A 25,481-nucleotide genomic window follows, 5' to 3' on the forward strand; every position below is an offset into this window, starting at 1 on the left:
GCCACTAGCGAGCAGTTTTTCTCAAACTTTTCATTAAACACGCTAGCTGTGAGCAAACACCGTCACCAAATTAGCGAACCCTTACCATGACCATAATTAATAATACCCAATACCGAAAACCTCTACCGGGCTCAAATGTCGACTATTACGATACCCAAGAAGCCGTAGATGCAATTAAGCCAGGTGCATACGCCACGCTACCTTATTCATCACGTGTATTTGCCGAAAACCTAGTACGCCGATGCGACCCTGCCATGTTAACCGATGCACTTAATCAGCTAATTGAGCGCAAGCAAGATTTAGATTTCCCGTGGTATCCGGCGCGCGTAGTATGCCACGATATTTTAGGCCAAACAGCGCTTGTTGATTTAGCCGGTTTGCGTGATGCAATTGCAGCCAAAGGCGGTGACCCGGCAAAAGTGAATCCTGTGGTACCCACGCAGTTAATAGTGGATCATTCGTTAGCGGTAGAGCATGCCGGTTTTGATCCTGACGCATTTGAAAAAAACCGCGCGATTGAAGACAGACGAAATGATGACCGTTTTCACTTTATAAACTGGACAAAAACTGCGTTTAAAAATATTGACGTTATTCCACCGGGTAATGGCATTATGCATCAAATTAACCTTGAAAAAATGTCGCCGGTTATTCAAAACCGAGATGGCATTGCATTCCCAGATACCTTAGTTGGTACCGACAGCCACACGCCACATGTTGATGCGCTGGGCGTTATTGCTGTGGGCGTAGGTGGGCTTGAAGCTGAAAGCGTGATGCTTGGTCGTGCTTCTTATATTCGCTTGCCCGATATTGTCGGTGTTGAGCTAACAGGCAAGCGCCAACCCGGTATTACCGCAACCGATATTGTGTTGGCTATTACTGAATTTTTACGTGAGCAACGTGTTGTATCTACTTATTTAGAGTTTTACGGTGAAGGTGCCGATGCGCTTACACTTGGCGACAGAGCAACCATTTCAAACATGACACCTGAATTTGGCGCAACTGCAGCCATGTTTTATATCGATGATAAAACAATAGATTACTTGCGTTTAACAGGTCGCGAAGAAGAACAAATTGCCCTTGTAGAAAACTACGCAAAAACAGCAGGCCTTTGGAGCGATAGCTTAAAAACCGCAAAATATGAGCGTGTGCTTAAGTTTGATTTATCAAGCGTGGGGCGCAATATAGCGGGTCCATCGAATCCACACCGCCGTGTATCGACAAGCGATTTAGCTAAAGAAGGTATTTCGGGCGTTGTTGAAAATGAAGAAGGCTTAATGCCAGACGGCGCGTGTATTATTGCCGCTATTACTAGCTGTACTAATACGAGTAATCCACGCAATGTAATTGCCGCTGCACTACTTGCCCGTAACGCAAATGCTAAGGGTTTAATGCGTAAACCTTGGGTTAAAACTTCATTAGCACCAGGCTCAAAAGCGGTGCAATCATACCTTGAAGATGCAAACTTACTAACAGAGCTTGAGCAACTTGGCTTTGGTATTGTTGGTTTTGCGTGTACAACGTGTAACGGTATGAGCGGTGCCCTTGACCCTGTTATTCAAAAAGAAGTAATAGAACGCGATTTATATACTACAGCGGTGCTTTCGGGCAATCGTAACTTTGATGGGCGTATTCACCCTTATGCTAAGCAAGCATTTTTAGCGTCACCTCCTTTGGTTGTTGCTTACGCCATTGCGGGTACTATTCGCTTTGATATTGAAAAAGGGATACTAGGGCAAGATCAACAAGGCAACGATATTACGCTTAAAGATTTATGGCCATCAGATGAAGAGATTGATGCAGTAATTAAGCAAAGTGTTAAGCCGGAGCAATTTAGAAAAGTATACGAGCCGATGTTTAATTTAACCGTAGATTACGGAGAAGATAACGACCCACTTTACGACTGGCGCCCAGAAAGTACGTATATTCGTCGCCCTCCTTATTGGGAAGGTGGGCTTGCGGGTGAGCGTACAATGAGTGGTATGCGTGCGCTTGCTTTACTTGGCGATAACATTACAACCGATCATTTATCGCCATCAAACGCAATTATGGCAAGTAGTGCTGCTGGTGAATACCTGACCAAAATGAACGTCCCAGAGGAAGACTACAACTCGTACGCAACGCACCGGGGCGATCATTTAACAGCGCAGCGTGCAACATTTGCAAACCCTAAACTACTTAATGAAATGGTACTTGATGAAAACGGCGAAGTTAAGCAAGGCTCCTACGCACGCTTAGAGCCACAAGGTACTAATACTCGTATGTGGGAAGTAATCGAAGCCTACATGGAGCGTAAACAACCGCTTATTATTGTAGCCGGTGCCGATTACGGGCAAGGTTCGTCGCGCGATTGGGCCGCAAAAGGCGTAAGACTTGCAGGCGTTGAAGTAATAGCAGCTGAAGGTTTTGAGCGTATTCACCGTACTAACCTAATTGGTATGGGGGTTTTACCGCTTGAGTTTAAAGCAGGCACAACGCGTAAAACTCTAGAGCTGGATGGCAGCGAAACGTACGATGTATCAGGCGAGTTAAAACCAGGTACCACCGTTAATTTAAGTATTACCCGTAAAGACGGTGAAGTACTCACTGTGCCTATGAAGTGCCGTATCGATACCCAAGAAGAGCTTTCTATTTACGAGGCTGGTGGTGTGCTACAACGCTTTGCACAAGACTTTTTAGAAGCAACACAATCTGCATAAGGGCAAGCATTATGTTTAAACCGCAAATTAAAGTGCCTGCAACCTATATGCGTGGCGGCACCAGTAAAGGTGTATTTTTTAATTTAACTGACTTGCCAAAGCCTGCTCAAGTAGCAGGCGAGGCGCGCGATAATTTATTACTGCGCGTTATTGGCAGCCCCGATCCGTATGCTAAGCAAACGGATGGCATGGGCGGTGCTACATCAAGTACCAGTAAAACCGTAATCTTAAGTAAAAGTGAGCAAACTGACCACGATGTTGATTACTTGTTTGGTCAAGTGGCGATAGATAAACCTTTTGTAGATTGGAGCGGTAACTGCGGCAACTTAACCTCAGCAGTGGGTGCTTTTGCCATTAGTAATGGTTTGGTCGATAAAAGCAGAGTGCCCGATAACGGTGTTGCTATTGTGCGTGTGTGGCAGGCTAATATAAAAAAAAGCATATTAGTGCATGTCCCTATGACAAATGGCGAAGTTCAAGAAACCGGCGACTTTGATCTCGATGGTGTTACTTTTGCTGCAGCTGAAGTAAAACTTGAATTTATGGACCCCGCTGATGGCGATGGCGCGTTATTTCCAACAGGTAATGTAGCTGATGATTTAGAAGTACCGGGTGTTGGTACTCTAAAAGCCACGATGATAAATGCAGGTATTCCTACCATATTTATTAACGCCACTGATATTGGTTATACCGGCACAGAGCTGCAAGACGATATAAATAACGATGTTGCAGCGCTTGAAAAGCTTGAAACCATTCGTGCTTACGGCGCTGTTAAAATGGGCTTAATCACTAATATTAGTGAAGCGCAAGCTCGGCAACATACGCCTAAAGTTGCGTTTGTTGCATCACCTTTAGATTACAAAGCATCTAGCGGTAAAATTATTGAAGCTGCAAATATCAACTTGTTAGTACGCGCTATGTCGATGGGTAAACTGCACCATGCCATGATGGGTACAGCTGCGGTTGCTATTGGCACGGCCGCAGCAATTGAAGGCACACTCGTAAATATAGCCGCTGGTGGCGGCGCATTAAGTGAAGTTAACTTTGGTCATCCGTCGGGCACGCTAAAAGTAGGTGCAGAGGCTAAAAGTAGTGAAGGTAATTGGCTAGTTACCAAAGCAAGTATGAGTCGAAGTGCACGGGTATTAATGGAAGGGGTTGTAAGAGTCCCTCAGTAATTACTAAACATTTACTTTAGTTGAGTAAACAAGTTTTATAAACGTTTGCTTAGCTAAAGTACATTCAACTAACCCTCCATATAAACAATCCTTTTTTATTAATTTTTCGAATTATCCTCTTTTTTAGCTCTCATCCATCGCATTTACTTGAAGAATATAATTAACAAACTAAATTGTATGTAATATTCATTTAATAAAGTGAATATATCGTATCAATATGTGCTGGTTCTTTATGAGTGTCTATAGGTTGTTGAATAATAGAGATGCTGATAAAGAAGTAGCTCATAGAATAAAGATAAATACTTCTATAAAACGTATAAATATGTAGCATAACTATATAGCTTAATGGTATTTTTAATGTTCTGGTAACAAAGGTTATGATTGTGTACTTTTTTAATGCTTTTCAAACATAAAAGCTTACACAAGCCACTATCAACTAAACTAATTTCTGATACTCATTCCAGGCTATCAAGGAGAAATAAATGGTAAAGCGTACGATCAAATTTACACCTATTGCAGCTTCAGTTGCACTTACATTAGGCTTAACAGCATGTGGTTCGGACAATGACAGAAACATTCCTGTTACACCTGTAGAATCTTTTACTGCAACAGGTGATGCACAGTTCAACATTGAAGTAACAGGTAAAGCTGTTAAAGGTTCAATGAAAAGTGCAGTAGTAACTGTAATGACTTTAGATGCATCTGGTCAAAGCGTTCCTGTTGCGTTTCGCTCAGCTGCTTCAGCAGAAGCAGAGTCTTTTTCTGAAGAAGCACTATCACAAAGTGCTGCTGATGCTGCAGTAGAAGCAAGTAAAATTGCTGCTAACCCTGAAGTATTAACTGATGAAAGCGGCCGTTACAGCATCTACTTAGATGATGACTTTACTGGACCAGTTTACATTACTGTTAAAACGTCTGCAGAAGGCGATGATAGCTTTTTACGTTGTGATGCTTACGTAGGTTGTGGCGATTACGATGTAGCGCCAGAAGAAGATGACGTAAATGATGGCGATACTGCGATTGAGTTTGGCGAATGGTACAAAACTGACCTAGAGCTTTCAGTTGTTAAATTTATTCCAGCTGTTGAAGCAGATACATCTGGTGCAAGCGGTGCTGCTGGCGGTCCTAATGTTGCAGGTTTTTATAAAGCTAATGTTACTTTCTTAACATCGTTAGTGGCGGCTCTTCTTCTTGACTCAGGTTCAAGTGTAGATGAAGACGCAATTGCTAAAGCAAGCTTAGATACTGTTGTACAAGTAATGGGTCAAGACGCTGCACTTTTACTTGCAGCTATTATTGGTGATTTATCTAACGGCGGCGCTGTAGATTTAAGTGATGTTGATGGCGAAGAAGAACTTACTGACGGTATTTTAGCAATTGCACAGCTTTCATCTTCAATTCAAGGTTTACCTTCAATTGGTGATGTAATGAGCAGCATTAAAGCTGGTATTAAATCAGGCCAGTTTAAAGGTAATACTGATGCTGGTATTGCTGCAATAGCTACAATGTTACAAACAGCTATTACAAACACTGCAAATATTTTTGTTGCTATAGCAACGGGCGATGAAACTGCAATTGAAGACGCTTTAAAAGCGGCATTCACTGCTAACAACCCTAGCGCAACACAGGCACAAATTGATGCGTTTGCCGCTAATTCAGTAGGTATTGCCAAAAAAGCAAAAGCTGCTAAAGATAAAGCTGTTAAAAATGGTGCAGCAACTGATGCTGGTCTTGCAGCCGCTGCAGTGAAAATTAAAAAAGCACTAGAAGTAATTGGTTGTACTGGCGAAGAATGTACAGTTGGAGATGACTTTTATACAGCTCTAGCAGCTGCTTTAACAGTAGAAGTTACTGCTTCTCAAACTGCACTTACTGCATTAGAGATGAGCATTGAAACAGCTCAAAGCTCACTTGCAGATGTTCAAGCAATGGGTGGCGATGCTCTTACAGCTGATAACGCAGCTGCATTTGTAAGTGCTGTTACATTACTAAAAAATGAAGCTACTACAGCTGATTTAACAGCTAAAGCGGCTTCTATTTTCGTTAAATCACAAGGTTATGTAACTGCTGCAAAAGCGTTAGTTACTCAAAGCTCTGATTACCAGCAAGTTTTTGATTCTGCAACGTCGTTGCAAACAGATGCATCTGTTGCTGTAACTGACACAGTTGCATACGACGCGGCACTAGCTGCACTAGTAGCTGAAGCTGAAGCAGCGATTACAGAGTTTGATGTGGCTCTTGCTGCTGCAAAACTAGTTGCTGAAGACACTGCAGACGTTGCCGATGAGAAAAAATCACTAGCAGACACAGCTGAAGCGGCTTCTACTAGCGCACTTGCTAACGCAGAAAATGCAATGGTAGATACAGCTGCAAACGCTGCTGAAGCAAAAGAGCTTGCGATGACTGCAGTTACTGCTGCGTCTGATTTTGCTGCTGCTGTAGATGCACTTGAAATTGCTATTGCACAAGCACTTGTTGCTGCGAATGAATACTTAGCTCTTGAAGGCGAAGGCGCACAAGCAATGATTGATGCGCTTACAGCTATGCAAACAGCTGCTGTAGCTCAAGGTGAACTAGCTAGCGAGCAATTTGTAACAGCTTATAATCTACAGCTTGCTGCTGAAACTGCAGTTGCAAAACTTGAAGTACTAACTTCTGTTAAAGCTACATCAGAGTCATTATCGACTATGACTGTGCTTACAGGCACTGGTGCTGATGCAGTTGCTGATGCAGCAGATATTCTTGCAGACGTAATTGATGAATTAGCTGAAATGGGTAATAACTCAGGTACAGGCACATCAACTCGCAATGCTGATTGGGACTATGCTTACAGCTTAGATGATCTTACGCTAATGCTTAGCAATGCTACTACAGGTGAGATGATTAATGCAGCGGCTTCTTATGAAGGCGACAAGCTTGTTGTTGCTTGGGGCGCTACATTAAAAGGTGAGAATGACGTATCTGTTGAGCTTGTTACTGCTGCTACACAAACACAAGCACTTACAGATTGTGTTGATTTTGCAGCAGGTACAATTGATGCTACTCAAATCGATTCATGTTTAGTATTTACTTTTGATGGCGCAGTAACTGCTGACAATGTAGATGATGCAGAAATCATAATGACTGAAACGGCTAACCATGTTGAAATTATGGATGGTGATTCTGGCTTCACTGGTATGTTAAGTATTACAGCTGATGATGCAACAGATTCAGGCTCTATTACATTAGAGGGTGTTTCTGGTGATGTAGACTTTAAAGTAATGACTACATACCTTGACAGCGACATGGAAGAAGCAAGTGCTTTAACTATTACAGTAAATAATGCAATGGGTTACACGTTGTCTATTACTGGTAATGAAAGTGCAGGTTACACTGGTGACGTTATGGCTATGTACAATGAGATGATGATGTCTTTTGGTACTGCAGCTAAAACAACAAACGGTCTTTCAATTACTTACATTGATGGTGACGTAGTTGATTACACTGATGTTGATTTAATTGATTCATCTAAGTAATATTTAAACTATAAAAGGGGAAAGCAGCGCTTTTCCCTTTTTTTATAGAAAGCGATTAAATTATGAAAAAAAAAATTCTCTTGTTAGGATTTTCAACAGCTTTTATTTCTCCTCTTGCTTCCGCAGATAACCAATTTCAAATTTTTACCCACTTTGACGCAGAAATTTATACAGAAGCACAACCAGTACAAGCTTTTGTAGATGATTTTGATGCTCCATTAAAATCGGGTGACAGTGCATTTACCTATAATATATTTGAAGTAGGTGTTGGCTACGGTAATTTTAAGGTAGGTTTACAAAGTCGTTACGACTATGTTCTTAACTTTGATCCTGATACAGCTAAATATACTCATACCGAAAAAAATGATTTAGAGTTTGAAGATAGATTTTATACATATTACCTTGATGCTAAACAAGCAACGTCTAACGGTGTATTTGTATCTTATGATTTTAAATTTTTAGATAAAAATGCATTAACAATAACACCTAAACTTTCTGTTTTTGCCAGCTCACACTATCAAGATGCCACTGTAAATGGTGAAATTTATAGTGATGAAGTTGAAGGCGCTGTAACTGTTGATTACAACTTTTCAAAAGACATATTATTTAAAAAGTTTTCACCGTCACAAAAACCTGAAGGACTTGGATATAGCCTAGATATTTTTGCTGATTGGCAAGTAAATGATGAGCTTCAAGTTGGTTTTAGCGTAAAAGATTTGCTCTATAAAACAGAGTACGAAGACAGCGGCTCTGTAAAGGGTCAAACTACTGAAATTCCATTTAGCGAAGATGACAACGGCGATATTATTACTCAGCCAACAGTTTCATTAAAAACATCTGCATTTGGAAATACGGTATCTCATGATTTCGAAATGGAAATGCGACTACAAGCATTTGCCGATTACAGAATAAACGACCGATTTTCGACTCAGTTAACTTTAAAACGTTACGACAAAGACACGTTCAGCCAATTAAAAGGCCGTATACACTTTTGGGATCATTGGAAAGTACAGGCAGGCTACGAGACAAAAAGTGAAGCATTTTTAGTTGGTATAGAAAACGAGTATTTTGGTCTTAATTTACAAACTGATAGCCTAGATTTAGATAAAGCCTATTATGCGAATGTGAATTGGTACGTGAACATTAAGTTTTAAGGAATGAAGATGTTAAAACAAATTATACCCTTAGGGGTAGCTATTGCATTGGTAGGTTGTGGTTCTTCATCAGAGAGTGACAGTTCAGAATCTGTTGCAGTGAGTGAGATTGCTACATCTTCTTCTGTGAGTTTTTATGTATCTAATTGGCAATCACCGCAGGGTACGCTTAATGTTTTAGATGGCGATGGGGTGGTGCAAGAATCAATTGAAGTCGAAAACATCAATACTGCGAGTGTAAGTGTAACTCCACTTACTTTTAATAGTTTTGAGTTTATACCGAGTGATACTGCTCTACCTTGTCCGCGCTTTACAGGTTGTGGCAGAACAGTCCGTGGTGATGTAAATGACTTAAACGCAAACCGTTTAATAGACTACCAAGAATTGACAGCCGTTACTCTTAATTACAAAGCAGATGCATTTAGTGCACCAGGTGTAAATACGGTTTATTTATCGCCATTGAGTAAAGCAATTACAGATGAAGGCTTTAGTGCTACGCAAGCTAGTTTATCAGCCACGCCTTTTTATCATTTAACGCACAGCAATTTAAATGCAAGTGTTGAAGCAGAAATGGTTACTAATGCATTTACTTACGCGGCAATTTTAGCTGGTGTTGCTGATAGTTCGTTTAGTGTTGAAAGTGCTTTTAATGCATTTACTAACTTAGAGACTGACCAACAGGCATGGCAAGATTATAGCGATTTAGCAGCGCAGTATGTTACAGATAACTTATTTAGCGACCAAGGTAATGCTTTACTGCAAAATGTAGCTGGTCAAGTTAAGCAAACGATTGCAAGTGTAACTACATTTACAAATTGGCAGGCTCGCTCAACAGAAGTTCAAAGCTTAGATTCAAGAGAGTTACTTGTTGATACACGAAATATTATAGGTGCTGCAAGACTTCAAGAAAAAAGCTATTCAGATGAATTAGACGTAAAATTTGCTGAGCTTGAAAGTGCGTTTGATGAAGACACACAAAGAACCCTTGATGCACTTACTAATGCTTTAAACGAAGTTATTACAAATTATTCACCACTAGCTGATGGCTCTACACCATCAGGACAATATAAACTTCGTGACTTAGATATTGATTACAGCCAATCACCTTATACTTGGGCTATAACTGGCACATATGATGATTTACCTATAACAATTGATTTATCAATTCCAACATTTAGAGTAAGTGGTGTATTAGGTAATAAAATTGAAGGTGTAATGAGTGCAACGGTCACAAATGGTGCTACGGTATTAAGTGTAGATGTAAGTGAGTTGCTAATTCAGTTTGATGGTATAGATGCTCAAAGTGAATTAAATCCAGAAGCCGACACAGGTATTACACAGGTAACTACCAATGTAATTATCAATAAAGCCGCTGGTAAACTTGAAGGTGACTTATCACTAAACTTAAATCGCTTTGTTAATTCATTAGGTGAGGAGTCTACGACGTTATCTACTTTTGATTTTAATGGTGATTACGTAAGTGACATTCAAGACACTGCATTTCATATCACTGCAGTAGAGGCTTCGCCTTTTATTGGTGAAGATAATGACGATTTAGCATTTACTTTTGAATTAGATTTTCCGTTGAGTGGTGCAAGCGATTTTAAGTTTGCTTACGTGGGCGATGTTGAAAACTTATCAGAACTTACCTCTACAGATATATTTGTTAGCATAAAAAACCGTGCGTTAGATTTACGTATTCGTGATGTTAGTGGCAACATTAATCTAATAGCGAAAGGCGAAAATGGACGTTGGTTAGATGTAAAGCAAAAGGGCCGTAATTACAGTGGCGGTTTATATTTTGGTGATACTAAACTAGCTGATGTTACTGCAGTACGTGGTATTCCTGGTGTTTTATTTCCAAATGGTGAGTTTGAATCGTTATTTTAACCATTAGTTAAGTGGTTTTAGAAATATTCAAAATCCGATATTAGTTTTCTAGTATCGGATTTTTTAATGCTTGTTATATTAGTTAAATGCGCCTGAATCAAGGTAGCTGCCGATCCCGAGTGTAAACATCCATATCCCCCATAAACTATGCTCAATAACACACACGACGGTTGAGCGGCTTTGTGCATAGGTATAAGCAAACAGTAAGCCACCTAAAAATGCTAAGGCTACTGCAATCCAATTTGCATACACAATATGAGCCAATGCAAATACACTCGCACTAACTATAATACGCACTGCTTTTTTTGGCATGATGCGTTTATAACGATGAAAAAAATACGTTCTGAATATTAACTCTTGAGGAATAACCGACAGTATTGGGTAGAGCAACAACAGTAAAAGCCAATCATTAAACGAGTTGCGGGGAAGGGTAAACCAGTTGCCCTGATGAATAATCCCGTAAAACATACCCGAGAACAGCGCACCTAAAAAAAAGAAGCTAAACACACGTTTTTTAACAGCAGAAAATTGCCCAAGGCTTGTGAGTCTAAACCGTTTAAAATGGGGATCGCCCAGTAGCAACATACAACACACACTCATAAGTATAATAAGCGCAGGAATAAGCCAGTTAGCTAAATGCTCACGTAATCCAAAGCCCAATAAAGGCAGAAATACAAAAATGAGGGTAAATTCAAACCAGCGGTATTGATTAGCGTTCAAGATCGTCTCAACTTGCTTTTTTTAATAAGCTAACAAGCTAAGACGACACTTTTATGACGAGGGGGCTTACTTTGCTGGTTCTTCTTCACTAGGGAGGTATTTGTACAAGGCAATAATAGTGGCAAAAATACTTACAAAGGTAATACCCATTAAACCAAATACTTTAAAGTTAACCCAAAAGTCGAGCGAAAAATTATATGCAATATAAATGTTTAGTGCTGCGATGCCAGCAGTAATTACAACCCACATTAGGTTAAGCTTATCCCATAATGGTTCTGGGACTACAATGGCTTGTTTTGTATCGTTAGCGTTTTCGAGAATTGAACTAAGCGCTTTTTTAACGAGATTTTTTTTAAGTACATAACGGCTAACAAGTAACGTTAAGCTTAAACCTGCGTATATGAGTGTTGCTTTCCATTTTATGTATTGCTCATCATGAAGTACCAGCGTTAACGTACCAAACACAGCAGCAATGCCAAAAAATATCCACTGACGAGTAGGCACAGTTCCATGTTTAAAGTAGCTATAAGCAACTTGAATAAGCGTAGTGGCCATTAATAAACCGGTAGCCCAGTAAATATCGACTAGCTTAAAAACTGCAAAAAACAGTATGAGTGGGATGTATTCAATTAATGCGTGCATATACTACCTAAATTATACAAAAAAGAGTCAAAGGCTTTTTACCACATAAAGCTTAGCAACTACAAGGTTGACTTGTTGCCCTGTAACCCTTAGCCTGCGTGGCTTTATTACCAATTTGGTTTGGTATTTTTCATATCATCATATTCCCACGCTTAACCAACACTGATTTGGCGTGTATTTAGGAGCCTAAAATGAATAAAGCAGAACTCGTTGCTGCCATTGCACACAAAAGTGAATTAACAAAAAAAGATTCTCAAGCGGCACTTTCAAGCTTGCAAAAAGTAATTACTAAATCGCTTTCTGAGGGCGATCAGGTTCAAATAAATGGCTTTGGTACGTTTGCACTAAGTTACTACCCAGCGCGTACTGGGCGTAACCCGCAAACAGGGGCTGCAATTGAAATAGAAGGCGCAAATAAAGCGGTTTTTAAACCGGCTAAGGCGTTAAAAGATCTACTTTAATTCTATTTAAGGTTTTAAACCCCGTATTGATAGATAAGTTACATGAGCGCGAAGTAAATTCGCACCTACGGGTATATATTGTAGGTGAGGTTTTACACCTCGCGTTTGGTGGCTTTAAATTATATGAGCTGGAAATAAATTCGCACTTATGTACATTATTCATAATCTCTAAATAATTTACATAGCATCACAAACTCTACTCTAATTTATTCTTTAATTTTCAATGGTTTGTTATCGGCATGCATTATGCTGTTTAACTGTGTGTTTCGAATATATTTTTCAAGAAAAAGGAGATCTCAATGAGTACATTACAAACAAGCACACGTTTACAAGGCAAAAAAATTGCAATTTTAGCCACTGATGGGTTTGAGCAAAGTGAGCTTTTATCTCCACGCAGCGCATTACTTGATGCCGGTGCAAACATCGAAATAGTATCAATTAAAGAAGGCCAAATTACGGGCTGGGATGAAGATAAGTGGGGCGATAAAGTAACAGTAGATAAACTAGTTACAAACGCAGACCCCGCCGATTACGACGCGCTTATGCTCCCTGGTGGTTTATTTAACCCAGACAGTTTACGCCAAGATAAAGATGCTAAAGCCTTTATTGATGGCTTTTTTGGCGCAGAAAAAAACAAACCCGTTGCTGCAATTTGCCATGCTCCGTGGTTGTTAGCTGAAATTAATAAATTGCGCGACCGTACCATTACCTCTTTTCCAAGTATTAAAAGCGATTTAATTAACGCAGGTGCCAATTGGGTTGACCAAGAAGTATGTGTAGATAAAGGCCTAGTAACAAGCCGTAGCCCAGCCGATTTAGAAGCATTTAATGCTAAATTTATTGAAGAGATTTTAGAGGGTAAACACCAAGCTCACTAATTTTTTTAAAACGTTTGGATATTGCTATAGCGTTTGATTTTTAAAAAACAAAAAAGGGCATTTTAAATGCCCTTTTTTAATGCGTATAAAACACGCCTTAGTTAGCTTAAAGCGATGTCGCTGCTTTCATATCAGCTACAAATGCTTTTAGCTGAGCGGTCATTGTTGGTAAATCATTAAGGTTAGCTTCAATAATTTTAACCACGGCAGAACCTGAAATAGCACCGGCTGCTCCTGCATTAAGAGCCGCTTTTACATCATCTGGCGTTGAAATGCCAAACCCTAAAAGAGCAGGCGCTGCATGGTATTCTTTTAATTTAGTAACAATGTTACCCGCTGGCATTTGTGCCTTAGTATCGGTACCGGTAACACCTGCGCGCGATAGTAAATATGTGTAACCACGACCGTAAGAGGCGCACTGGCGAAGTGTGTCGTCATCCGCATTTGGTGTTGCAATAAAAATTGGGTCTACGCCGTTATCCATTGCTGACTTTCTAAACATTTTAGATTCATGCAGAGGCACATCAGCCACTAAAATTGAGTCTACGCCTACCGCTTTTGCATCTTTATAAAATGCTTCTATACCGCGTTTAAACACAAGGTTTGAATACAATAATAAGCCAATTGGAATATCAGCATTATACTCACGTATTTCTTTAATAATATCAAAGCAATCTTGTGTGTTAATGTGCACATCGAGCGCGCGAATATTAGCTTTTTGAATTACTGGACCATCTGCAATTGGATCTGAAAACGGAATACCAAGCTCAAGCGCATCAGCGCCGCCGTCAATTAGACTTTTAATAATCGCAATACTTTGCTCTTTACCTGGGTCGCCAATCGTTACAAATGGTACAAATGCACCTTGTTTTTGCTCGTTAAGCGCTGCAAACATTTTGCCGTAACGATCCGTTTTTACTTGGCTCATAGCTGACCTCTTTCAGTTAGTACATTGTGAACGTGTGCTAAATCTTTATCGCCACGACCACTTAAATTAATCACTATAACACTCTCCTCGGTTAGCTCCTCTGCGTACTTAAGCGCATAAGCTAACGCATGGCTTGATTCAAGTGCCGGAATAATCCCTTCATTTTTAGCAAGCGATTGAAACGCATCAAGCGCTTCTGTATCGGTAATACCAACGTATTGAGCGCGACCAGTTTCGTGTAAAAATGCATGCTGAGGACCAACAGCTGGGTAATCAAGACCCGCTGATACAGAGTAAGACTCTTCAATTTGGCCATCATCATTTTGCATAATGTACGTATAAGTACCGTGTAATATACCTTTTGTGCCTTTACAAATTGTTGCACCGTGCTCATTTGTATCAAGCCCTTTACCAGCAGGCTCAACACCAATTAATTTAACGCCTGGCTCGTCAATAAAGTCGGTAAACATACCAATCGCGTTTGAACCACCACCAACACAGGCAATAACAGCGTCAGGTAAACGACCTTCTGCTTTAAGTACTTGTTGTTTGGCTTCTTCACCAATAATTTTTTGATACTCGCGTACAATTGTTGGGAATGGGTGAGGACCCGCAGCTGTACCTAGTAGGTAATGTGCGTCTTGGTAGTTTGCTGACCAGTCACGCAGCGCTTCATTTACTGCATCTTTTAATGTGCCAGAACCCGCTGTTACTGGAATAACCTCTGCGCCCATTAACTTCATTCTAAATACGTTAGGTTGCTGACGATCAACGTCTTTTGCACCCATATAAATACGACATTTTAAACCCAGTAAGGCACACGCTAGCGCTGTTGCAACGCCGTGTTGACCGGCACCTGTTTCAGCAATAACTTGTTTTTTACCCATACGCTTAGTAAGTAACGCCTGACCAAGTACTTGGTTCGTTTTATGTGCGCCGCCGTGTAGTAAGTCTTCACGCTTTAGATACAGTTTTACTTTTGGGTTTTTAACTAAATTGCGCGTTAAAGTAAGTGGGGTAGGACGACCCGCATACTCGTTTAATAATTTACTTAGCTCTGCCTGAAACTCAGGATCTTTTTGTGCTTTGTTAAATTCGTTTTCTAACTGCTTAAGCGCAGGGACAAGTAACTCAGGTACAAACATACCGCCAAACTCGCCAAAATAAGCTGGATTTTGCATTTTAACCTCAATAATTTCTGATGCTTGTAAAAGCATTATGTAATTTGTTAGGGCACTTTTTACCCGCAGATTCTTCAACGCCTGAGTTTAAGTCAAGGCCTAAGGCACCTTTAAAAAGCGCATCTTTAATATTGTCTGGATTTAAGCCTCCAGCGAGCATAAATGGTGTAGTTGCGCCGCTAAGCACCGACCAATCAAATGCTTTACCAGTACCGCCAGCTTGTGTATCACTGTGCGTATCGTAAAGGTGTCGATCAACCCCATTTACAGGCGTTGGCAATGCATCTTTTATTGCTTGGGCTTTCCAAATTTCGCAATTAGTTGGAAGTTGTGTACGCAGCGCAGCAATGTAATCGTCACTTTCTTGGCCATGTAATTGAACTACCGCTAATTTTAGCACACTTGCGTATTGAGCAACTTGCTCAATGGGAGCATCTACAAATACACCAACAAAGTTAAGTGGTGCGCTTTGGCTCAGCTCTCTTGCACAATCTAAATCGACATAGCGAGGCGATTTAGGATGAAAAATTAAACCACCATAAACAGCACCGTTTTGATATGCCGCTTGTGCATCTTGGCTACGTGTTAAACCACATACTTTATTGTCGCCTAAAATAACACGGCGACATGCTTGCTCTAAATCACGCTCGCCCATAAGTGAGCTGCCAATTAAAAAGCCATCGCATAATTGAGCTAAACGTTTTACGTCTTGATGGGTGTAAATACCCGATTCCGAAATAACCACTTTATCAGCCGGAATAAGCTTTCGTAGTTTTTCAGTAGTGGCTAAATCGGTGCTTAAATCGCGTAAATCGCGGTTATTAATACCAATAATTTGTGCATCAAGCGCAAGTGCGCGGTGTACTTCTTCTTCATTACTTACTTCGGTTAAAACCGACATATTAAGTGAATCGGCAACAGCATGCAGTGCTTTATAGCTTTCGTCATCGAGTACCGAAAGCATCAGTAATATAGCGTCACCACCATAAATACGTGCCATATACACTTGGTACTCGTCTATAAAAAAGTCTTTACAGATAAGCGGTTGTTCTACTTGGCTGCGCACAAATTCGAGGTAGTCAAAGCTGCCTTGAAAATATTTAGCATCAGTTAACACACTCATGCATGTAGCATATTTTTTATAAACTGAAGTAATTTCAGTTAAATCAAAAGGCTCTCTAATTAACCCTTTTGAAGGCGATGCTTTTTTACACTCTAAAATAAACTGTGTGCCAGGTGCTGCAAGTGCTTTATAAAAGCTACGGCTTGTAGGCACTGCAAGATGCCTAAAGCTTTCAAGCGGGCGCGCAGCTTTTCTCTCAATTAGTTCTAATTTTTTATCAGCAACAATTTTGTCTAATACATTAGCCATTACTTACCTCAATAATTGCACTTAGTGTGTTCATGGCTTGCCCTGAACTTAATAATGTTTGTACTTGTTTTGCCCCTTCTTTTAACGTTTCTGCTTTACCTGTTAGGTATAAAAGAGCAGCTACGTTAACCACAATAGCAGCATTATGTGCATCTGTGCCTTTGCCTTGCAAGATGGCGAGGCTAGCATTTGCGTTGTATTGTGGGCCTTCACCAGCGAGTTGTTCAAGTGAATAGTTTGCAAGGTCAAAGTCGCTTGGGTTTAGTGTGTACTGTGTAAGCTCGCCATTATTTAGCTCAACTACCGTTGTTGGGCCGTGTAGGGCTATTTCGTCAGTGCCCGAGCCGTGAACAATCATAGCGCGCTTTGTGCCAAGGGTTTTAAGTGTTTGTGCCATTGGCATACACAACGCTTCGTTATACACACCTAACAATTGCACTTCAGGTGCTGCAGGGTTAGCAAGCGGACCTAAAATATTAAAAATAGTGCGTGTTTTAAGCGATGTTCGTACGCCCATCGCATGGCGTACGCCACTGTGATAGTGCGGTGCAAACAAAAAGGTAAAATTGGTTTGCTCAAGACATTTTGCTGCTTGCTCTGGGCTCATATCTATATTAATGTCCAGGGCTTTGAGTAAATCGGCTGAGCCTGAATTACTCGATACACTGCGATTACCATGTTTTACCATGTTAATACCGGCAGCAGCGGCAACAATTGCAGCCGTTGTACTTATATTAATTGTGTTTGAACCATCGCCACCAGTGCCACAGCTATCGGCAAGTTGCGTACTGCTGGTAGTAAAAGCAACGGCGTTTTCACGCATTGAGGCTGCAGCGCCTGCAATCTCGTCGCTTACTTCGCCTTTAATTTTAAGGCTTATAAGTAGGGCTGTTAGCTCAATTTCACTCATATTACCTTGCATTATTTCATCAAACAGCGCTTTGGCGTCTGCGTAGCTTAATGATTGCCCCGTAATTAGTTGCTCAATAGCGTGTTGAACATTTATGGGTTGTTCTGGTTGTGTACTCATAATGTCCTCTTTTATTTAGCGCGTGTTAAGTAAGCGACACTTTGCTGGAGTAGCATTGCGCCGTTTGGCGTTAGTATTGATTCTGGATGAAACTGGTAACCCAATGCGTTGTCACTATGATGATAAATAGCCATAGGGATATCTTCGTACTGGGCAATAACCTCAATATTATCAGGCACTTTTGTTGCCATTAATGAATGGTAACGTGCTACAGGCATTGTATTGCCCATACCATCAAATACAGGATGCTCGCCTAAATTAATAATTGAAGACTTACCATGTACGGTTTCACCCGCGTGACCGATTACTCCGCCATAGCTTTGGGTTAACGCTTGTTGGCCTAAACAAATGCCTAGCATTGGGAAGTGACCTTTAGAGAGCTCAATAAGCTCCATTAAACAGCCTGCATCGCTTGGTGTGCCAGGACCTGGCGAAAGTACTAATAGCACTTGGCCTTGCTCTTGGCGCATTTTGTTAAAAATAACCTCAGCGCTAATGTTGTTTCTGTAAACAACCAGTTCGCAGCCAAGCATCGTAAGCTCATCAACAAGGTTATATGTAAATGAGTCAAAGTTATCTAAAAAATAGATTTTAATAGGATTCGCTTTACTCATTTTATACCGCCTTATACGTAGATTTTATGGCGGTGATAACCGCTTGTGCTTTAGCGCGAGTTTCGTTTGCTTCTGAAATAGGATCTGAGTCAAACACCACACCGGCACCTGCTTGCACATACGCTTTGTTATTTTTAACAAAAGCTGAGCGAATAACAATACAGCTATCCATTGCGCCATCACCGGTTAAGTAACCTACTGCGCCGCCATAGCTGCCACGGCGCTTACCTTCAGTTTGACGAACAAGCTCAGCAGCACGAACCTTTGGTGCACCAACAAGCGTGCCCATGTTCATACACGCTTGGTAAGCATGCAGTGCATCAAGCTCGGGTTTTAGTGTGCCAACAACGCGTGACACTAAATGCATTACTTGTGAATAGCGGTCTACTTTTAATAGCTCTTTGGCAAAACGAGTACCTGCAACACTAATGCGGGCTACGTCGTTACGGGCTAAATCGACAAGCATTAAATGCTCGGCGCGCTCTTTTTGATCGTTTCTAAGTTCAAGCTCAATGCGGCTGTCTAGGTCTGGATTTATTTGCCCATTAGCAAATTTGCCACGTGGGCGAGTGCCAGCAATTGGGTATACTTCAACTTGCTGAGATTGCACTGTGTATTTAAGTGCTGATTCAGGCGATGCGCCAAATAAAGCAAAGTCTTCATCGCGCATATAAAACATATACGGACTTGGATTTTGCTTTTTAAGCTGGCTATAAGCGTGCAGAGGATCAGGACAAGGTAGTGAAAATGTACGCGACGGCACTACCTGAAAAATATCACCATCTACAATATTCTTTTTAAGCTTAACCACTTGCTCGCAGTAAGTGTCATCGTCTATATCAACGCTTACCTCACATTGTCCACTTTGCATATCCGCACTAAATTCTGAGGCGTTATCGCACAGTGTATTTAATCGCTCTAGCTCTTTACCTACTTCAAAGCAGTTAGCGTGTACGTCTGGGCCGTTAAATACATTACCAATGAGTTCGGTTGTTTGTTTTTGATGATCAATAACAACTAAGGTTTCGGCTAAATAAAATACGTAATCTGGGCAGGTGTTTTCGCCATCAGGTACATCACTTAACTGCTCAAAGTTTGCTACCATATCGTAGGCAAATACACCGCCTAAAAATAACGAAAATGGATTGTTAGTTGTACTTTTAATACTGTTAATACAAGTTCTCAGAGCGCTAAATGCATTATCTGCAACTAGTTTACTCGCTTCGTCAGTATCGCCGCTAGTGTCTAAATAACACAGGGTAAGCGTTGCGCCGTCTAAAGTGGCATCACAGCTTTTAACATTTGCCTGCAAGTAGCTTAGAAGCTGTTGCCCATTATTAGATTGAGCAGTAATAGTGACTGTTTTACCTTGGCATACAATGCGCAATGCACAGTCGACTAAAATTAAACTTTTTACACTGTCTTTAGAATCAATCTCAGCCGATTCAAGCAGTAGTGAGTTAGGCTTATCAAGTGCCGCGTATAATGCAAGTGGACTACTAATATAGTCGCGTACTTGCGTAATGCTTGTTACTTCGCCTGGTGTGGTAGTTATATGACTAAAAATCAAACCTCATTCCTCAAAAAATTAAACCCCGCAATGCTTTAGCAATGCGGGGTTTGAATAACGATATCTAAATTACAAACAGATCATTACCGTCCCGCTATATCAGGCGCCACCACCAACGATGTGTAAGAGTAAGACCGTTATTCATGTTTTTCTGCCTCAAAATTTATTAAATATTTTTAACGTATACGTTTCGTAAAATTTAGTTATAAAAAAACCCGCATAGTTGCGGGTTTTGAATTTTTGTTAGACACGACAATTCACCACCCGATAATTACGAGTGCCACCACCAAATAGTGTTTAAGTTTGAATTGATCATTATTGTTAATTCTTAATGTGTCTGAAAGTGGCTACAGTAAAACGTATCTTATGCTTTTGTGTCAAGTGTTTATTTAAAACAATTTAGTCAAAAAAGTTGTTATACTTACATAAACACCAGTAACCCTTAATTTTAAGCAGTTTTCTTTTGATAAAATATGATTTACATAGCCATACCACACATTCAGACGGGCGTTTAACGGTTGAAGAATTATTGCATCGCGCTGTTGATAAAAATATTGATGTGTTTGCTATTACCGATCATGACACTGTGGCGGCTATTAAGCCTGCGCAGCAATTTATTAAAACCGAAAACTTACCGCTTTCATTAATAACGGGTACCGAAGTGTCTACCAAATGGGAAAGCTTCGAAATTCATATTGTAGGTTTAAATATTGATATTAATAATATTGACCTTACCTCTTTATTATCAGCTCAGCAGCAAAAGCGAGAAGAGCGTGCACTAGAGATTGGTGTTCGCCTTGCAAAAAATGGCTTTGATGGCATTTACGAGCAAGCTAAAGAGCTGGCAAAAGACGCGCAAATAACGCGTGCACATTTTGCACGCACCCTTATTGAGCGCGGTGTTGCTAAAAATTTCCCGGGTGTTTTTAAAAAGTACTTAGGGCGTGGCAAAACAGGCTACGTACCAAGTTGCTGGTGCACCATGCAAGCCGCTATTGAGGCCATACATGCCGCTGGTGGTGTTGCTGTACTTGCGCATCCAAGTAGCTATCAAATGTCAAACAAGTGGCTACGCAAATTATTAGTAGAATTTAAAAGTGTAGGAGGGGACGCAATGGAAGTTGCACAACCTCAACAGGCGCCAAGCGAACGTCAATTTTTAGGTGAACTCAGCCGTGAGTACGAACTACTTTGCTCGCAAGGGTCTGATTTTCATTTTCCGACAAGCTATTTAGAGCTTGGCAAAAATTTATACCTACCAAAAGACTGCCAAGGTGTTTGGCAAGCTTGGGAAGGAGAAGAAGGGGCATTAACATGAGTCAATTATTTCATATTCATCCTGATAACCCGCAACCGAGACTAATTAGTCAAGCCGTTGATATTATTAAACAAGGCGGCGTTGTTGTTTACCCAACAGATTCGGGTTACGCCATCGGTTGTAACATTGGTAATAAGCAAGCCAAAGAGCGCATAGAGCGTATTCGTGGTATTGAAAAAAACGATAATTTTACGCTAGTTTGTCGTGATTTATCGGAGCTATCTACTTACGCACGTGTAGATAATCAGCTATTTAGGTTAATAAAAAATAATACGCCAGGGCCATATACCTTTATTTTTAAAGGCACAAAAGAAGTCCCTAAACGTTTATTAAACGACAAGAAAAAAACCATTGGCATGCGTGTAATTGAGCACCCAATAGCCTGTGCGTTACTTGCCGAGCTTGGTGAGCCGTTAATGTCGTGTTCTTTAATTTTACCAGGTGAGCAGTTTACAGAATCAGATCCTGATGAAATATTAGAGCGATTAGATAAACACGTTGATTTAATTATTCACGGTGGCCACTTAGCCGAGCAAGCAACCACGGTAATCGATTTGTCGGAAGATGAAGTCAAGATTTTGCGTGTTGGCTGTGGTGATACAAGCCCGTTTGAGTAATAGCGAGTGAGCGAAAGCACTGCGAATACAAAAAATAGTGAAAAGCCAGTGCAGCAAAAGCTGCCACTGGCTTTTTTGCATGGTAAAGCGGTTGTAGACAAACCAGAAGATTTATACATTCCACCTGACGCGCTCGAAATAATATTAGAAACCTTTGAAGGCCCGCTCGATTTACTGCTCTATTTAATTAAAAAGCATAAGCTTGATGTACTCGAGCTTTCTATTTTTAGTATTACAGAGCAGTACGTAAGTTATGTAGAAATGATGACCGAGTTTCAACTCGAACTTGCTGGCGAATATTTAGTAATGGCTGCGTTACTTGCGCAAATTAAGTCGCGCTTATTATTACCTGTACACGAAGAGCTTGAAGAGGAAGAAGATCCTCGCGCTGAGCTTATTAAACGCCTGCAAGAGTATGAGCTGTTTAAACAAGCCGCCGAAAACCTCGACGATATTCCCCGTGTTGGTCGTGATATTTTTATAGCGCATGCCGCTATGCCAATAAGTGAAGATACAAGTCAAAATCTCCCCGATATTGAACTTAAAGACTTAATGCTGGCGTTGAGTGATGTAATGGCGCGAGCAAAAACGTTTGAGCATCATCAAATTACTGCCGAAGTACTCTCAACCCGAGAGAGAATGAGCCAAATATTACAGCAACTATCGCAAGCAAACTCGGCATTGGTATTTAATGCGCTTTTTACCCCAAATGAAGGGCGAAGTGGTGTAGTGGTTAGTTTTATAGCTATGCTTGAGCTCATTAAAGAAGGGCTTGTTACCTGTTTGCAAGTGAGCCCTGAGAGCTTAATTTATGTCAGCTTAAGCGAACAATCCACCCTATAAACTTATCTGTTTAATCCTCAACTTCTAAAACTAACTTTAATTATCAAAGTTCTGTGCGTATACGCACGTAAAGTGTTTGTAAATGTTATTTTCATTTATGGCTGTGCACTATATTGTAACGTCATAGCATTATAGGAAGTTACACATGTTTAAAAATACACCTTCATCTTACGGACTTGTCGCTATTATTTTACATTGGCTCATGGCGGTGACTATTTTTGGCCTGTTTGGTTTAGGTTTATATATGGTTGAGCTTACTTATTACGATAGCTGGTATAAAGGTTCACTCGATTTACATAAGAGTATTGGTATTACGCTTGTGGCCGTATTTTTATTTAGAATTTTATGGCGTGCTTTATCTACACAACCTAAACCATTAGGTGAGAGTAAAGGCATGAACCAATTAGCGCATACGGCGCATATTGCTATGTATATTATTTTGGCTGTTATTGTTGTTGCAGGGTATTTAATATCAACCGCAGACGGGCGTCCAATAGAAGTATTTACTTTATTTAATGTATCAGCGCTTGATTTTGCCTTTGATGACCAAGCCGATATTGCAGGAAAAGTACATTATTACGGCGCGTGCACATTAATCGGGTTTGCAGTATTGCATGCACTAGGGGCGTTAAAACATCACTTTATCGATAAAGATAAAACCTTAATTAGAATGATCAAACCATTAAAGGATGATTAAAATGAAAAAATTATTAGTAAGCACAGCCGTTTCGGCTGCAATGATGTTATCGGCAACAGCCGCCAATGCAGCTGATTATGTAATTGATACAAAAGGCGGGCATGCATCTGTTAACTTTAAAATTAAACACTTAGGTTACAGCTGGTTATATGGTCGTTTTAATACTTTTGACGGCACATTTAGTTACGATGCTAAAAACCCTGATGCGTCAAAAATTATGGTAAACATTGATACCACAAGTCTTGACTCTAACCATGCAGAGCGCGATAAGCATTTACATGGTAAAGATTTTTTAAATGTAGATAAATACCCAAAAGCGACATTTAAAAGCACGAGTATTAAATTTGATGAAGACGGCGAAGAGGCTGATGTAACCGGTGAGTTTACGCTGCACGGCGTAACAAACACTATTACCTTTGAAATAGATAAAGTGGGCGAAGGTAAAGATCCGTGGGGCGGCTACCGCGTAGGTTTTGAGGGCGAAACCAGCCTTAAACTTACCGATTACGGTATTGATTACAACTTAGGACCTGCATCTACTCATGTTGATATTATTTTATCAATAGAAGGCGTTCGTCAGTAATACCATTATTAAATATAAAAACGCCACTTACTGTGGCGTTTTTTTTGCTTAACAGAAACTCAAATTAAGCGACTTCGAATTTGCTTATTTTGCGCTATTAATACGTGACTGTAATAGCGGCCTTAAATGCTCGGGCAACCAGCGCATGAGTAAATCATTATAAGCCTGCGTTTTTTTAATAACTTTAAGCTGCTCATTAAGAATAGCAATGTCTTCTGCGCCTTGCTTGTTTTTAGTACAGCCAATAAAACCATAACTTAACGCAGGTGATTCGGTTAATGGACGCTGCGTTAAGTTCTCTTCAAAGTGCATTGATTTAGCTAAATAGTAATGCTCGCTTGGGTAACCCAGCAAAATATCAATTCGTTTTAGGTTAAGCATATATGTGAGGCTCGCTAGGCTATCGCGAGTGGGTCTAATTACTAAATCTATATTAGGCGTACTGTTTATCAATGTATCTATCTCTTGGCCATAAGAGCGGCTCATAGAGATCCCAAGAGTTAGTTTTTTATCTTGTATTAAATCTAATAGTGATACTTCTTTTGATTCCGCTATATTTAGCGCTTTGGCGAGTCTTTTGTGCATTGCTATTGAAGGCGAGAGGCCCGTTGTTGAGCTCTCCTCTGTAAAATAAATATGCTCTTTTCTGTAATCATTTTTATAAAGCGATAACGCACAAACATTATTTGAAGTATTAGATAGCTCTTGGATTACTTTACCTGAAGGGATAAGCATGCGGTTAAAGGTAATATTAGGAAGTTGTTTTTCAAGTAATGAAATTATGCTTTCGTCACGGCCTTGGTGTTGATATTGACCATTTAAAATATAATAGGGTGCAAAGTCGTGCGCTAGCCAGTTTATGGTTCTAGCATTGCCTATTGAGGTCAGACAGAAAAAAAGTAAGAAAGTTAAAAATATACGGAGCATTACAACAGCTGCCAGTAATTATTATTGTAAAACTATTGTAACCAATAAAGAGCTAAAAAGTAAAATGCCAGCAACGAGGCTGGCATAATATCTTATCAATAATTGCAATAATAAAAGGGCAATTAAAGTTATGTGTTGCTTAGTTAGCTTTTAGCCACTTAACAAACTGGCGTGCATCACTCGCTTTTTGAAACAATGCATTTTTTAAACCTTGTGTATCACTAAAGATTACACGATGTTTGTTTACTGAAATTGATTGCACTGGATGTGCGATTTGGATCATAGACCCATTATATTTATAAGACATAATAAAACTCACTTTATTCTTGTTATTTATTCTGCGCTATATTTTTATAGCAAATTGCAGTTAATAAATTAACGATGTTGTGTTTAGCTTCATTACAGTGTTGACGATCTTTATGACACTTTTGCGATGATAGTAAAAAATCATCTCGGTATTATTCAAGGGGTTCTCGCCGTACAATAACTTAGCTTTCAAATATACGTTTTGCGGGGCTTACTGGATCAGGGTAAATGGTTAACCGCGGCGGTTTCTTTAAACCAGAGAGGGAAGGTAACTTATATATAAATTGTGTGCAAGCTATTTTTGTAAAAATATTTATAATAAATCTTATCAACTGCTTACAAAGCCCATTTTTAGTTACCA

General features: G+C 40.1%; 22 protein-coding genes. 12 read left to right on the forward strand and 10 right to left on the reverse strand.

Annotated elements, in window-relative coordinates; translation table 11 throughout:
• Window positions 1-86: 86 nt before the first annotated feature.
• The 5 genes from acnD to AAEY62_RS03565 all read left to right on the forward strand — a co-directional run bounded on the left by acnD (window position 87) and on the right by AAEY62_RS03565 (window position 10,433).
• Window positions 87-2,696: a Fe/S-dependent 2-methylisocitrate dehydratase AcnD gene (acnD, locus tag AAEY62_RS03545; RefSeq protein WP_350602710.1), complete on the forward strand. Its 2,610-nt coding sequence runs from the start codon at window positions 87-89 to the stop codon at window positions 2,694-2,696.
• 11 nt (window positions 2,697-2,707) lie between these two features.
• Entirely contained in the window at window positions 2,708-3,874 is a 1,167-nt protein-coding gene (prpF, locus tag AAEY62_RS03550) for a 2-methylaconitate cis-trans isomerase PrpF (protein ID WP_350634601.1), read from the forward strand.
• Window positions 3,875-4,356: 482 nt separating this feature from the next.
• The gene (locus AAEY62_RS03555) at window positions 4,357-7,389 is read left to right on the forward strand and encodes a hypothetical protein (RefSeq protein WP_350634602.1); all 3,033 of its coding nucleotides are present in this window, start codon (window positions 4,357-4,359) and stop codon (window positions 7,387-7,389) included.
• A 62-nt stretch (window positions 7,390-7,451) separates the two neighbouring features.
• Window positions 7,452-8,543, forward strand: coding sequence for a hypothetical protein (locus AAEY62_RS03560; RefSeq protein WP_024590407.1), 1,092 nt, complete (start codon window positions 7,452-7,454; stop codon window positions 8,541-8,543).
• Window positions 8,544-8,552: 9 nt separating this feature from the next.
• Window positions 8,553-10,433 (forward strand): hypothetical protein, encoded by a 1,881-nt coding sequence (locus tag AAEY62_RS03565; RefSeq protein ID WP_350602714.1) that lies wholly within the window; start codon window positions 8,553-8,555, stop codon window positions 10,431-10,433.
• Window positions 10,434-10,511: 78 nt separating this feature from the next.
• Here the strand turns inward: AAEY62_RS03565 and AAEY62_RS03570 are convergent, their stop codons facing one another.
• Both AAEY62_RS03570 and AAEY62_RS03575 read right to left on the reverse strand, forming a co-directional pair.
• Entirely contained in the window at window positions 10,512-11,153 is a 642-nt protein-coding gene (locus AAEY62_RS03570) for a CPBP family intramembrane glutamic endopeptidase (RefSeq protein WP_350602716.1), read from the reverse strand.
• 66 nt (window positions 11,154-11,219) lie between these two features.
• Window positions 11,220-11,795 (reverse strand): inner membrane-spanning protein YciB, encoded by a 576-nt coding sequence (locus tag AAEY62_RS03575; protein WP_165742907.1) that lies wholly within the window; start codon window positions 11,793-11,795, stop codon window positions 11,220-11,222.
• A gap of 191 nt (window positions 11,796-11,986) precedes the next feature.
• Between AAEY62_RS03575 and AAEY62_RS03580 the strand changes: the two genes are divergently transcribed.
• Window positions 11,987-12,256, forward strand: coding sequence for an HU family DNA-binding protein (locus AAEY62_RS03580; protein WP_007375441.1), 270 nt, complete (start codon window positions 11,987-11,989; stop codon window positions 12,254-12,256).
• A 299-nt stretch (window positions 12,257-12,555) separates the two neighbouring features.
• Entirely contained in the window at window positions 12,556-13,134 is a 579-nt protein-coding gene (locus AAEY62_RS03585) for a type 1 glutamine amidotransferase domain-containing protein (RefSeq protein ID WP_007582489.1), read from the forward strand.
• 106 nt (window positions 13,135-13,240) lie between these two features.
• Here the strand turns inward: AAEY62_RS03585 and trpA are convergent, their stop codons facing one another.
• Genes trpA through AAEY62_RS03615 form a run of 6 tightly spaced genes read right to left on the reverse strand, consistent with a single transcriptional unit; the run spans window position 13,241 to window position 19,829 of the window.
• On the reverse strand, window positions 13,241-14,062 hold the full coding sequence (gene trpA / locus AAEY62_RS03590; protein ID WP_024590411.1) for a tryptophan synthase subunit alpha: 822 nt from the start codon (window positions 14,060-14,062) through the stop codon (window positions 13,241-13,243).
• Window positions 14,059-15,243 (reverse strand): tryptophan synthase subunit beta, encoded by a 1,185-nt coding sequence (gene trpB / locus AAEY62_RS03595; RefSeq protein ID WP_024590412.1) that lies wholly within the window; start codon window positions 15,241-15,243, stop codon window positions 14,059-14,061. The genes trpA and trpB overlap by 4 nt, the downstream gene beginning before the upstream one ends.
• A 7-nt stretch (window positions 15,244-15,250) precedes the next feature.
• On the reverse strand, window positions 15,251-16,615 hold the full coding sequence (gene trpCF, locus AAEY62_RS03600; RefSeq protein ID WP_350602717.1) for a bifunctional indole-3-glycerol-phosphate synthase TrpC/phosphoribosylanthranilate isomerase TrpF: 1,365 nt from the start codon (window positions 16,613-16,615) through the stop codon (window positions 15,251-15,253).
• The gene (gene trpD / locus AAEY62_RS03605; RefSeq protein ID WP_350602720.1) at window positions 16,608-17,645 is read right to left on the reverse strand and encodes an anthranilate phosphoribosyltransferase; all 1,038 of its coding nucleotides are present in this window, start codon (window positions 17,643-17,645) and stop codon (window positions 16,608-16,610) included. The genes trpCF and trpD overlap by 8 nt, the downstream gene beginning before the upstream one ends.
• Before the next feature lie 11 nt (window positions 17,646-17,656).
• Window positions 17,657-18,259, reverse strand: coding sequence for an aminodeoxychorismate/anthranilate synthase component II (locus tag AAEY62_RS03610; protein WP_350602721.1), 603 nt, complete (start codon window positions 18,257-18,259; stop codon window positions 17,657-17,659).
• 1 nt (window position 18,260) lies between these two features.
• Complete coding sequence (locus tag AAEY62_RS03615) at window positions 18,261-19,829, reverse strand: anthranilate synthase component 1 (RefSeq protein ID WP_101163605.1); 1,569 nt, start codon at window positions 19,827-19,829, stop codon at window positions 18,261-18,263.
• A 463-nt stretch (window positions 19,830-20,292) separates the two neighbouring features.
• Between AAEY62_RS03615 and rnm the strand changes: the two genes are divergently transcribed.
• The 5 genes from rnm to AAEY62_RS03640 all read left to right on the forward strand — a co-directional run bounded on the left by rnm (window position 20,293) and on the right by AAEY62_RS03640 (window position 23,887).
• Complete coding sequence (rnm, locus tag AAEY62_RS03620) at window positions 20,293-21,147, forward strand: RNase RNM (protein WP_350602724.1); 855 nt, start codon at window positions 20,293-20,295, stop codon at window positions 21,145-21,147.
• Window positions 21,144-21,764, forward strand: a complete 621-nt coding sequence (locus AAEY62_RS03625; RefSeq protein WP_024590418.1) for an L-threonylcarbamoyladenylate synthase — start codon at window positions 21,144-21,146, stop codon at window positions 21,762-21,764. The genes rnm and AAEY62_RS03625 overlap by 4 nt, the downstream gene beginning before the upstream one ends.
• A 6-nt stretch (window positions 21,765-21,770) precedes the next feature.
• On the forward strand, window positions 21,771-22,607 hold the full coding sequence (locus tag AAEY62_RS03630) for a segregation and condensation protein A (RefSeq protein WP_101163607.1): 837 nt from the start codon (window positions 21,771-21,773) through the stop codon (window positions 22,605-22,607).
• A gap of 145 nt (window positions 22,608-22,752) precedes the next feature.
• Window positions 22,753-23,304, forward strand: a complete 552-nt coding sequence (locus AAEY62_RS03635) for a cytochrome b (protein ID WP_101163608.1) — start codon at window positions 22,753-22,755, stop codon at window positions 23,302-23,304.
• A 1-nt stretch (window position 23,305) separates the two neighbouring features.
• The gene (locus AAEY62_RS03640; protein ID WP_007582505.1) at window positions 23,306-23,887 is read left to right on the forward strand and encodes a YceI family protein; all 582 of its coding nucleotides are present in this window, start codon (window positions 23,306-23,308) and stop codon (window positions 23,885-23,887) included.
• A gap of 84 nt (window positions 23,888-23,971) precedes the next feature.
• Here AAEY62_RS03640 and AAEY62_RS03645 read toward each other — a convergent pair whose 3' ends face one another.
• On the reverse strand, window positions 23,972-24,814 hold the full coding sequence (locus AAEY62_RS03645) for a transporter substrate-binding domain-containing protein (protein WP_101163609.1): 843 nt from the start codon (window positions 24,812-24,814) through the stop codon (window positions 23,972-23,974).
• Window positions 24,815-24,953: 139 nt separating this feature from the next.
• Window positions 24,954-25,121 (reverse strand): hypothetical protein, encoded by a 168-nt coding sequence (locus AAEY62_RS03650; RefSeq protein ID WP_002961566.1) that lies wholly within the window; start codon window positions 25,119-25,121, stop codon window positions 24,954-24,956.
• Window positions 25,122-25,481: the final 360 nt, after the last annotated feature.

It is taken from the genome of Pseudoalteromonas sp. GW168-MNA-CIBAN-0100 (assembly GCF_040309225.1).
Taxonomy (GTDB): domain Bacteria; phylum Pseudomonadota; class Gammaproteobacteria; order Enterobacterales; family Alteromonadaceae; genus Pseudoalteromonas; species Pseudoalteromonas arctica.